We start from the raw sequence: 10899 nt of genomic DNA, 5'->3' as shown, positions 1-10899 counted from the left end.
TCGCAGCGGTAGTAGCGGCAGTTCCGGTCGATGTTGAATTGCTCAGGCTAGTGAACGGCTTCGGCATCTGCCGCTTGGGCCGTCCGTTCGCGTGAATCCGTAGGCCAAAAAGCTAGAGGTGTACGCGTAGTTCATTGCGACGCGTCCTGGCCGTATTTATAACCGGATATGTGGCTTGCGCGGCGCCGTGAACGGCGGGTGCGCAAGCCTAACGCTGATACAGGGGCGGCGAGACCTGCTAGGCGTCTCTTCTTATCCCAACGAGTTATCGCTACGAGGCCCAACTACCGTAGGACGCCCTATGCTCGACGTTGAACAAGTCACGCTGATCGATACCTTCTTCCGCGAAGACGTCGCCCGTCTCACAGGAGGGCTCCATTCACTCTCGGAGAGGGTCGATACCGAGGCCGTGGCGCGTCGCGACGAAGCGTACGAACAGTTGCTCAGCCTGCTCTCCGACAGCCGAGAGGCCTGCCGTCTCCTTGAGCAGCGGCTTGCCGGGGACGAGCCGGCGCTCCGCGAGGTGCAGCAGCGGTTTCAGGAGGCCATCGAGCCCTGGTTCTCTCAGAGCTGGATGATGGACCGCGCCCGGACCAAGCCGCAGGGCTACGCCGGCGACTACGCGATGCTGACCTCCATCTACGAGGCCGAGCCCAAGTCCAAGGGGATCGGCGGCCTGCTGGACCTGTTCTTCCTGGCCACCGAGCTCGGCAGGGCCGTGCCCGCTCGCAAGGACGCCGTCCGGGAGTTCCTGGCCGGTGAGTTTGAAGAGCGGTCGGGGGACGTGCGAGTGCTGAACGTGGCGTGCGGGCCGTGCCGCGAGTTCGAGGACGGCGTCGCCTGCCCACCGCAGTCCAACGTCTCGGTGACGTTCGTCGACTACGACGAGGACTCGCTGGCGTTCGCCGAGCAGCAGCTGACGCAGAACCCGGGCCCCTTCGAGTACAGCTTTGTACGCTACAACGCGCTGCGCATGCAGGCGCCCAAGAGGTTCATCGAGGAGCACGGCCTGTTCGACGTGATCTACAGCGTCGGTCTCTGCGACTACCTCAGCGACCGCCAGCTCATTGCGATGTTCAAGGGTTGGAAGTCGATGCTGCGGCCCGGCGGCGTGCTGTACGTCGCGTTCAAGGACCGTCACCGGTATGACAAGACGGACTACCAGTGGCTTACCGACTGGTTCTTCCTGGAACGCGAGGAGGCCGACTGCCGGCGGCTGTTCGTCGAGGCGGGCTACTCCGACGCCGACCTCGGGATGAGCCGCGACGCCTCTGGCATCATTCTCAACTTCGCCGCCAGAGACTCTGCGCGGCGTCGGATTGACAGCCCGCACTCGGTCGGGCCTGCGACAGCCGCCGTTGAGGACCGCACACCGAACCCAGAGGCGAGCCGCTGACGCAGCGGTCAGCTGGCGGTGGGGGCAAGTGCGGGCGTCGCCTGCGGCGCCAATGGCTCGGAGTCCTGCAGCATCTTCTTGATGCGGAGGAAGTCCGACTCGCCGGCGAGAAACGCGTCGACCACCGCGGGGTCGAACTGGGTGCCCCGTCCCTCCAGCAGGATCTCGCGGGCCGTCTCGTGGGACATCGCGTCCTTGTAGACGCGTTTGGTGGTGAGGGCGTCGTAGACGTCTGCCAGAGCCATAATGCGGCCCGACAGCGGGATGTCTTTGCCCGCCAGGCCGTTGGGGTAGCCACGGCCGTCGTAGCGTTCGTGGTGGGTCCAGGCGATCTCGCTGGCGACCCGCAGGAACGACGCCGACGGGTGCGAGGCGAGCGCGGCGTCGAGGGTGGTCCCTCCGATAACCGTGTGCTCTCGCATGCAGTCCATCTCCTCGTCGGTCAGCCGCCCGGGCTTGAGCAGCACGTTGTCGGGGATGCCGACCTTGCCGATGTCGTGCAGCGGGCTCGACAGGTACATCAGCTGAATGAAGTCTTGATCGATCTTGCCGCGGCAGGCCTTGTCGTCCTGCAGGCGTTTGCAGAGGATCCGGACGTACTCACGCACCCGTTCGAGGTGGGCGCCGGTTTCTGGGTCGCGTGACTCGGCCAGCTTGGCGAGGGTGAAGATGATCAGGTCGCGGCTCTCGAGCGACACGACCCGCTCGGCGCTCTTCATGCGGACCCGCAGCTCCTCGGCGTCGAACGGCTTGGTGACAAAGTCGTCGGCGCCTGCCTGCAGGCCCTCCACCAGGTTGTGCGACCCGGACCGGCTGGTGAGCAGGATGAAATAGACGTAGCAGCCGACGTCGCGAGCGCGGACCCGTCGGCAGAGTTCGAGCCCGTCCATCCGCGGCATCTGCCAGTCGGAGATGACGATCCGACAATCGTTGTCGCGGAGCAGTTCCCAAGCGGTTTGGCCGTCGGTCGCGGCTAGCACGTCGTAACCCAACGCGCCGAGCACGCCCTGCAGGACAATCGAGCTGCTGCGGTCGTCTTCAGCGATCAGGACTTGCATGTCGGCCTCGAGAGCGGTGGGTTGGCGATGCAGATCGCCGCTCGGCCCAGCTGTCGTTGGTTCAGCTGAGTGCTTCCTCGAGGCGACGGGCCTCGAGGGCTATGTTGTCTACCAAGGTTCGGATCTCGTTGTGCCCCGCCTCGTCGACCAGCTGCTCGAGCGAGGCGAGCATGTCGCCCAGCGGGGTGGCGCCGATATTCCGCGCGGCGCCCTTCATCCGGTGCGAGACCGCCGCGAGCGTCGTTGGTTCAAACCGGCTAGCCGCGGCGTCCAGTTGTTGGTAGTTGCTGGGGAACTCTTCGAGAAACGCCGAGACAGCGCTCTCCGCTAGTTCCAGGTTGCCGAGGCACCGCCCGAGTAATTCATCGAGATCGATCGCTGGCGGCTGCGGTGAGCTCATTCGGTTCGCTGGTGCTCTAGGTAGGCCGTGACTCTTGTCCGGGACGCCGGCCGAATGATCAGAAGGTGTGGATTAGCGGCGTCCGACAGTTCAGAATGCGCGGGGACAATCGATGGAGTTCTACTCAGGAAGCTTACGGCTGAATGCGTGCATGTCAAAACGGTTGCAACCGAAGGGGGGAGAACCGCACTCTTCGGAAACAACTCTTCCGTCTGTAGCGGCTGCACCATTTGCCCTGAGCGGCGGCCGTTCAGGTGCGCCGCCGGTTGACCAGCTCACGCCCCCTCTCGGGGACGTGCGTGACTGTCGAAATGGCCGCCGCAGTTGATGGGCGGCAGCCTGCGACGCTTGACGGGCGGCCGCGATCCCCCATGATGTCCAGACTGGCCGCGGCCGCGCGGCGACTGAATGTCCGATCTCATCCCTGCTGCGTCCTCGTCTATGTGGTCCGCCCTGCTCAAAACCCTCGCGCGTGGTGGTCCGGAGGAGGTCCCCGTAGTGCTAGCCCAGGCGGTCGTTGATCAGCCTGGCGTCGACGCGGTGACGCTGCTGAGGGCTTCGCCGCCAGAGTGGGAAGTGCTGGCCGCTGTGGGGAAGACGGCCCCAATCGAACTGGCCGCCGAAGCGCTCGACGCGGGGCGCCCCTGCGTCCAGGGAGAGTGGTCCGCCGCGCCCCTGGCCGGCGGAGTCGAGGTGCTGCTCGTTCGGCCGGCGATCGAGGCAGGCGACCTCGCCAACCTGGCCGACCTGGTGGGGAGCTGCCTGGCGGCGGGAGCCCGGTTGAAAAGCCTGCAAGGGAAAGCGGAGCGGTCGGCCACGCTCCTGGACCTCAGTCGGCAGTGGCGGCTGTCCGACGACCTCGGGCAGCTCTTGCAGAGCATGGCGGACGCGGCGTGCCGGCTGTTCGATTCAGATCGGGCTAGCATCTTCCTGTGGGACAGCAAGTCCGCGACGCTCGTCGGCCGCCCCGCGATTGGCATTGAGAGCGGCGAGCTCCGCGTGCCGGACTCGGCCGGCGTCGTCGGTGAGGTGCTGGCGACCGGCGAGCCCCGTCGGGTTTCGCCCGGCAACGACGCTCACACCATCGACCACTCCATCGATGCGAAGACGGGGTACCGGACCGAGTCGCTGCTCGCGGTTCCACTGCAGACCGCCAGCGGCGAAAAGCTGGGCGTGTTCGAGCTCATCAACAAGCAGTCTGCCCCGGGGTTCTCCCTCGCGGACCAGGAGGGGCTGCTCGAATTCGCGGAGCACGCCTCGGCCGTGCTCGCCGCGACTCAGGAATTCGAGTCCCTCCTGGAGCGGCAGGAACTGTACGTTCAGGAGCAGGCGTCCGCGATCCAACTGGTAGGCGAGTGCCCCGCGATCCAGGCCCTGCGGTCAACGGTGCAACGCGTCGCGGACACCGACCTCTCGGTGCTGATCCTGGGAGAGAACGGGTGCGGCAAAGAGGTCGTGGCCCGACTGCTCCACTACAACAGCAAACGCCGCAGCGCGCCGTTTGTGGCGGTCAACTGCGCCGCCATCGCCGAGACGCTGCTCGAGAGCGAGCTGTTCGGGCACGAGCAGGGGGCCTTCACCGACGCCCGCGAGACCCGCGCGGGCAAGTTCGAACTGGCCGACGGCGGCGCCCTGCTGCTCGATGAGATCGGCGACATGAGCCTCGGCGGGCAGGCGAAGCTGCTGCGGGCGCTCGAGGAGCGGAAGGTCGTGCGGGTGGGCGGGTCGGTGGAGATCCCGGTGAACGTCCGCGTGCTGGCTGCCACCAACCAGGACCTCGCCAAGCTGGTCCGCGAGAAGCGGTTCCGCGAGGACCTGTATTTTCGGCTGAACGTCGTGACGCTCGAGCTGCCGCCGCTGCGACAGCGAGGTGACGATTTGATGCTGCTGGCCGACAACTTCCTGCGTCAGTTCTGCAGGGCCGCGGGGCGCAAAAAACCGGTGTGGACCGCCGAGGCGAAGAAGCTGATGGCGGCCCACCGGTGGCCGGGCAATGTCCGCGAGCTGCGGAACATGATGGAGCGGCTGGCCTATCTTTCGACCGGCGACAAGATCGAGTCCGACGACCTGGCGTTCATTGCCGCGCCGAACTCGGGGGGCGATTCCCTGCTCGACCTGGGCCTCCCGCTCGGCCAGGCAACCGAGGAATTCCAACGCCGCTATATCGCCCAGGCGATCGACCAGACGCGTGGCAATATCAGCCAGGCCGCGAAGCTGCTCGGGGTGTTCCGCACCAACCTGTACCGCAAGATGGGCTCGCTTGGCATGGAAGGCCACGACGCTCAGGAGTAGCAGACCGCGCTACACCTGGTAGGCCTCCATGCGGGCGGCGATCGCCTTCTCGATCTGCTCTTCGAGCAGCTCAATCGGACAAGGCTTGTTGAGGAAGGCAAACACCTTGCCGGTCGCCATCGCGTTCTCGCGGGTGGCGTCGTCGCAGTTTCCGGTCAGCACGATGAACTGGCAGTGGGAGCAGATCTCGCTCGCCTTCCGGATCAGCCACATGCCGTCGCCGCCGGGCATGCGCATGTCGGTGACGATCACGGCAAACTTCTGATCGGCGAGCAGGCCCAACGCCTCCTCGGCCGAGTATGCAGTCGTAATGTCATAGGTGGTGCTGAGCGCGCGGTTAAGCGATTTCAGCACGATGCCTTCGTCGTCGACAAAAAGAATTCTGCTCGTCATCAGAGTTCGCTCCGCGTTCTGTTGCGCACTAAGGGGCTGTGGTTTCGGGCGCCGCCGGGGACACCAAAGAATCTACTTCCTGCACGGCAGGGTCGGGACGGGAAACCGGCAGAGTTACGGTAAACCAGCATCCTGCACCGACAGCGCTTTCCGCATCGAGGGCGCCGCCGTGCTTGTTCACCACAATGTCGTAAGCAATCGCCAGTCCCTGTCCGGTGCCGGCCCCGACCGGCTTAGTCGTAAAAAACGGCTCGAAGATCTGGGGCAGCACATCGGCCGGGATGCCAGGCCCGTCGTCGCCTACCTCCAGCAGCAGGTTGCCCCCCTCCTGGGTGGTGCGGATCGTGATGGAACCGAGCTCGGCTGGGTCGACCCCGCGCTGCTCGGCAATGGCGTCTGCCGCGTTGACTATCAGGTTCAGGATCACTTGTCCGATCTCATTAGAAGACCCCTCGCATGGAGGTAGATCCTTACCGAGCCGCAGGTCCAAGCACGCCACGTGTTTCCAGCGGTTGCGGCTGATCTTCAACACCGACTCCACGCAGTGGTTGAGGTCGAAGCTGCTGTTGCGCAGATCGCCCGGGTGGCTGAACTCCTGCATCGACCGCACGATGTCGACCAGCCGAGTGACGCCCTCGATATTCTCGTCGATGCACTCGAGCATGGTGCAGAAATCGGTGTCGATCGAAGGACGGGCGGGTTCTCCTATCGGTCTCCGGGGTCCCTTCACCAAGGCCTCAAGCGACTCTTGTAGGAACTTCGTGTTGACGCTGATGAACTGTAGCGGCGTGTTCATCTCGTGGGCGATGCCGGCGGCGAGTCGGCCCACCGAGCTAAGCTTCTCGGACTGCAGCAGCCGCAGCTCGAGTCGCTTGCGTTCGCTGATGTCGCGAACAAAACCCGTGAAATAGACATCGCCGTCGACTATGGTGGACGCGACCGATAGCTCCATCGGGAACGCCTCGCCGTTGAGCCGCCGGGCGACCAGCTCTCGTGTGGTGCCAATGATCCGCTTCTCGCCCGTGTCGAGGTGATGGCGGACGTAGCCGTCGTGGTTGCCGGCGTGCGGCTCAGGCATCAGCCGCGCGACGTTCGAGCCGACGAGCGACCCTGGCTCTGCGACGAACGTCCGGTGGGCGGCGCCGTTGGCGCTGAGGATGGTCCCGGTCTTGTCGATCACGACAATCGAGTCGGCGGCGGTCTCGAGCACGGCGTGGTCCAGCGCCGACATCCGGCGGATCTCCGATGCCAACTTCTCCTGTTTGGCCTGCTGCACCAGGCTGTTCGCCAGCTCGTCGGCTAGTTTTCGGTGGCTCTCGGCGGCGTGTGCGATCGTGGGGATTACCAGCATTATCAGCAGCACCGCCAGCCCGCCCAGCAGCGACACCTGAAGGATCGTGCGGGTCCAGGCGTCGGCCCCCAGGTTTGCTTGGAGGTGCGTCGACTGTCCCCCGGTGACCTCCTCCATCATCGCGCAGAACTCGTCGCACGAGGCGATCAGACCGGCGAGTTCGTTGTCAATCGGGGTGGCTTCGGCGGCGTCCCCGCCGCGATCAGTCATTGCGCCGACGGCGTTGTTGATCTTGTCGGCGATCGGGGTCAGCTGCGCCGCCATTCGTTCCAGTTCCATGCGGCGGGTGGGATCTTCCTCCTCTGGGATCCAGTCCAGTAGCCGCTGGTGGCCGGCGTCGAACTCTGCTTGCGTCCGGCTGAGGTCGTCCAGCAGCTGGGGAGCGGTGGAGTTGGCGTCTCGCAATGCGTACAGGTGCTTCGCGATCCGCTGCGACAGCATCCTCTGGCGACCGAAGCTGTTAATCAGCTCGGCGTCCACCAGCCGGTGACGCAGGCCTTGGTAGGTGTGCAATTGCTCGGCCAGGAGGATCCCCCCAGAAACTGCCAGGGCGACGAGCGTCCGCGCGGTGAGCTTCCGCCGGATCTGCGCTCCCTTATCGGCTGTTTGAGGGAGGGGCTCGGCCATGGGCCACTGGTGGGGGATGCGTCAAAATCGGGGGACCGCGGGGCGGTCCGGAGGGTGGTCGCCCTGTGCCTGAAACCATAGCCCGGTAACCAGGCACGGAGCCGTTTACCAAGTCGTGATCACCGAGATTGGGCCACCATTGTGGGTTGTACGACGCGCGTTCTACGGAATACCGACTGCCGTGGTCGAATGATGGTCGCGATCCCGCCAGCTTGCTCTTCAAGCGGACGGCAAACCGCGCTAGAATGCCGTGCAAACACAGGAAGCCAATCCCAACTTCTCTGCTTTACTTGGAGTCAAGCTGTGACGCTTAACGAGTTCTACAACGAGGTTGCCAGACGGACCGACACCGCCAAGACGAAGATCAACGCCGCCGAGACGCGACGCGTAATCTCCGAGGCGTTTGTCCTGCTGTCTGGAATGAGCGCGGCCGACTCCTCAGCGCTAGTCGCCAAGGCCCTGGCCGCGGGCGCCAAGAAGTCGGCGCCGAAGAAAAAGAAGAAGTAGCCGCTGATCCCTCACGGGCCGGCCCCGCAAGCAATGCCCGTATCCCCTCCGCGCTCGGCCTACCTGCACGTGCCGTTCTGCGCGCACCGCTGCGGCTACTGCAATTTCACGGTCGTCGCCGGCCGCGAAGACCTGTCGACTGTCTACCTCGACGCCATCGAGCGGGAGCTCGCCGGGCTGGGGGGGCCGTGCCCGGTCGACACGCTGTATGTCGGCGGCGGGACCCCCACGCGGCTGAGCCCGCCTTTGTTAGGTCGCCTGCTGCAGTCGGCACGGGAGTGGTTTCCGCCCGCGCCAGGCTACGAGTGGACCGTTGAGGCCAACCCGGCCGATGTCGGCGGTGAATTGCTCGACATGCTGGCCGCCGCGGGCGTCACGAGGTTGAGCCTGGGCGGGCAGTCTTTCCACGCTGACAAGCTGGCCGTGCTGGAGCGGGACCACTCGGCCGAGCAGATCGGTGACGCCATCGAGGCCTGCCACGAGCGTGGCCTGCGGGCGTCGCTTGACCTGATCTTCGCCGCGCCCGGCGAGACGCTCGACCAGTGGGAAACCGATCTCCGCCGCGCCGTGAGCCTCGACGTGGGCCACATCTCGACCTACGGGCTAACATTCGACAAGGGGTCGGCCTTCTGGTCCCGCCGCGAGTCGGGCGCCCTGCTGGAGGTCGACGAAGACCTGCAGCGAGAGATGTACCTGGCAGCCATCGACCGGCTGGGCGCCGCCGACTTCGAGCACTACGAGGTATCGAACTTCGCCCGCCCGGGGCGGCGGAGCCGGCACAACGAGGCCTACTGGTCGGGGCGCGGCTACTACGCCGCAGGGCCCGGCGCCGCACGGTACGTCAACGGCGTCCGCGAGACTAATCACCAGAGCACCACCACCTACCTCAAGCGGGTGCTTGCCGGCGAATCGCCGGTGGCCTTCCGTGAGGAGCTATCGCCAGAGATGCGGGCCCGCGAGCAGCTGGTCTTCGGGCTCCGCCGCCTCGAAGGGATCGATCTGCTCGCATTCGCCGGTGCGACGGGCCACGCCGTGCAAGACCTTGCCGGTCCGCAGATTGACTGGCTCTGCGGACTGGGGCTGCTGGAACAGGTGGAAGGCCGGCTCCGGCTCACACGCGAAGGGCTGCTGGTCAGCGACGCCATCTGGCCCGACCTGCTGTAGCAGGCCGCCCGGCGTCCGGCGGCGGCGGCTCGACGGCCGTCAGCTACAGGGGCGCAACCGGCAGCCGCCGGCGGTGCATCAGCTCCTGTTTGGCGGGCAGTTCGCCGCCTGTTTCGTGTTCCCACATCTCGCGTTCGGCGTCGTTGGCGTAGTAGCGGAGCCACGATTCCGGGTCGCCGTCGGTGTTGGCGCAGTCCCAGTGCAGGTAGCTGTCCCGCCGGTCAATCTTCTTCTCGAACGAGGGCAGGATGTCGCGGTAGATTAGCGTGTAGAGCTGCCGGTCGGACAGGTGATCGGTGAAGTCCAGGACGATGTTCTTCTCGAACAGCTTGGTGGTGACCTCGGTAATCAAGGCCGGCAACTCGTCCACGCCGACGCCCTCGGGCGACGGCAGGGCGAGCCGCGGCTCGAACCACTCGCAGATCGGCGCCATCGGCGCCCGTTCCCACTCCAGCATCGACTGCAGGAATTCGTTCTCGCTGTGGGTCGTCATCCGGTTGACGTCGACACAGCCAATGGACTCGTCGTACAACGGCTCGAGTTCGTCACGCAGCTGCGCGTTGCGGAGCAGCAGCTCGACGGCGTCGGGACGTGATTGGTGGTGAGGCAGCATCAATCAAGGCTCAAAGTTAGCGGGTCTCGGCGGGCGCCGGCAGCCATACGGGAGGGGTTCCGAACCCCGAGTAAGCCCGCCTGCAGACGCCGGCGGCCATGACTCTGACTCTACCAACGAACCCGGGGCATCGAAAGCATTTGGAGGCCCCACCAGAGAAGTCTGCGTGGGCTAGCGTCGGCACGACCGGCACGACTGGCAAGGTCTACCTGCGCTAGCAGAGCAACCGGCAGGGTCGTCGCCGACGGGGCAGCAGGCTTGGTGAAAACGCCTAAAGTTCGACCCCCATCAGCGACATCAGCATCTTCATGTCGTCCCACGCGTCCTTCTTGGCCGCTGGGTTCCGCAGCAGGTACGCCGGGTGGTAGGTGCACACCACCTTGATGCCGCGATAGTCGTGCACGCCGCCCCGCAGGCGACCGATGGGGGTTTGAGTCTGGAGCAGGCTCTGGGCCGCGACCGCCCCCAGGCAGCAGATGAACTCAGGGTCGATAAGCTCGAGCTGGCGGTTGAGGAATCCGCTGCAGTTGGCGGCCTCCTCCGGCTTCGGATTGCGGTTGCCCGGTGGCCGGCACTTCAGCGTGTTGAGGATGTAAACCTCCGATCGCTGCATCCGGCACGCCTGGATAATCTTGTCCAGCAGCTGACCGGCGCGGCCGACAAACGGCTCGCCCTGCCGGTCCTCGTCGGCGCCGGGAGCTTCGCCCATGAAGCAGAGCCGGGCATTGGGGTCGCCGACTCCAAACACCGTCTGGGTGCGGGTGCGGGCCAGTTCGTCGCAGCGTCGGCAGTCTGCCACCTGGCCCTGCAGCACATCGAGTGTTGGCGCCGCGGTCACCGAGGCGGGCAGGGCGGCGGGCGTTTGAGCCGCCGCTGCGGGCAGGGGCGGGTCGATCGTAGTCTGCCCCGTCGATGGGGACGGCGCTGGTTCGGCCGCGGTCTCCTGCAACGTCAGCGGGGCGGTGGACCGTGGCAGCTGGCGAACGCCGGCCGCCAGCAGGCCCTCGAGACACTGCTCTAGTGCGCGGCGGTAGTCTGGCTGGTCCATGGCAAGATTCCGGGGATTGGCAAGGCACTGAGTCTACGTCTCCCCGGCGA

The 10899-nt window shown here is 65.7% G+C and carries 10 protein-coding genes; 4 read left to right on the top strand and 6 right to left on the bottom strand.

The window, feature by feature from the left end; all coding sequences use genetic code 11:
• Nucleotides 1-301: 301 nt before the first annotated feature.
• Nucleotides 302-1396, top strand: coding sequence for a class I SAM-dependent methyltransferase (locus Pla123a_RS12635; RefSeq protein WP_146587447.1), 1095 nt, complete (start codon nt 302-304; stop codon nt 1394-1396).
• An 8-nt stretch (nt 1397-1404) separates the two neighbouring features.
• On the opposite strand, the gene Pla123a_RS12630 is transcribed toward Pla123a_RS12635, so the two are convergent.
• On the bottom strand, nt 1405-2454 hold the full coding sequence (locus tag Pla123a_RS12630; RefSeq protein WP_146587445.1) for an HD domain-containing phosphohydrolase: 1050 nt from the start codon (nt 2452-2454) through the stop codon (nt 1405-1407).
• A 61-nt stretch (nt 2455-2515) separates the two neighbouring features.
• Nucleotides 2516-2854 carry an Hpt domain-containing protein gene (locus Pla123a_RS12625; protein ID WP_146587443.1) on the bottom strand — a complete coding sequence of 113 codons (339 nt, stop codon included), beginning with the start codon at nt 2852-2854 and terminating at the stop codon, nt 2516-2518.
• 408 nt (nt 2855-3262) lie between these two features.
• Here Pla123a_RS12625 and Pla123a_RS12620 point away from each other — a divergent pair, with 408 nt between their 5' ends.
• Nucleotides 3263-5146: a sigma-54-dependent Fis family transcriptional regulator gene (locus Pla123a_RS12620; protein WP_146587441.1), complete on the top strand. Its 1884-nt coding sequence runs from the start codon at nt 3263-3265 to the stop codon at nt 5144-5146.
• Nucleotides 5147-5155: 9 nt separating this feature from the next.
• On the opposite strand, the gene Pla123a_RS12615 is transcribed toward Pla123a_RS12620, so the two are convergent.
• The gene (locus Pla123a_RS12615; protein ID WP_146587439.1) at nt 5156-5539 is read right to left on the bottom strand and encodes a response regulator; all 384 of its coding nucleotides are present in this window, start codon (nt 5537-5539) and stop codon (nt 5156-5158) included.
• Nucleotides 5540-5567: 28 nt separating this feature from the next.
• Nucleotides 5568-7517: an ATP-binding protein gene (locus tag Pla123a_RS12610; RefSeq protein ID WP_146587437.1), complete on the bottom strand. Its 1950-nt coding sequence runs from the start codon at nt 7515-7517 to the stop codon at nt 5568-5570.
• Between the two features lie 303 nt (nt 7518-7820).
• On the opposite strand from Pla123a_RS12610, the gene Pla123a_RS12605 reads away from it, so the two are divergent.
• The gene (locus tag Pla123a_RS12605; RefSeq protein WP_146587435.1) at nt 7821-8024 is read left to right on the top strand and encodes a hypothetical protein; all 204 of its coding nucleotides are present in this window, start codon (nt 7821-7823) and stop codon (nt 8022-8024) included.
• Nucleotides 8025-8057: 33 nt separating this feature from the next.
• Entirely contained in the window at nt 8058-9188 is a 1131-nt protein-coding gene (gene hemW / locus Pla123a_RS12600) for a radical SAM family heme chaperone HemW (RefSeq protein ID WP_146587433.1), read from the top strand.
• A gap of 43 nt (nt 9189-9231) precedes the next feature.
• Here hemW and Pla123a_RS12595 read toward each other — a convergent pair whose 3' ends face one another.
• Both Pla123a_RS12595 and Pla123a_RS12590 read right to left on the bottom strand, forming a co-directional pair.
• The gene (locus tag Pla123a_RS12595; RefSeq protein ID WP_146587430.1) at nt 9232-9801 is read right to left on the bottom strand and encodes a hypothetical protein; all 570 of its coding nucleotides are present in this window, start codon (nt 9799-9801) and stop codon (nt 9232-9234) included.
• A gap of 271 nt (nt 9802-10072) precedes the next feature.
• Nucleotides 10073-10849 carry a uracil-DNA glycosylase gene (locus tag Pla123a_RS12590; RefSeq protein WP_146587429.1) on the bottom strand — a complete coding sequence of 259 codons (777 nt, stop codon included), beginning with the start codon at nt 10847-10849 and terminating at the stop codon, nt 10073-10075.
• Nucleotides 10850-10899 lie beyond the last annotated feature (50 nt).

This window comes from Posidoniimonas polymericola, from assembly GCF_007859935.1.
Taxonomy (GTDB): Bacteria; Planctomycetota; Planctomycetia; order Pirellulales; family Lacipirellulaceae; genus Posidoniimonas; species Posidoniimonas polymericola.
Note: the sequence above shows the minus strand (reverse complement) of the source record. Positions and strands in the feature narration are given on the sequence as shown.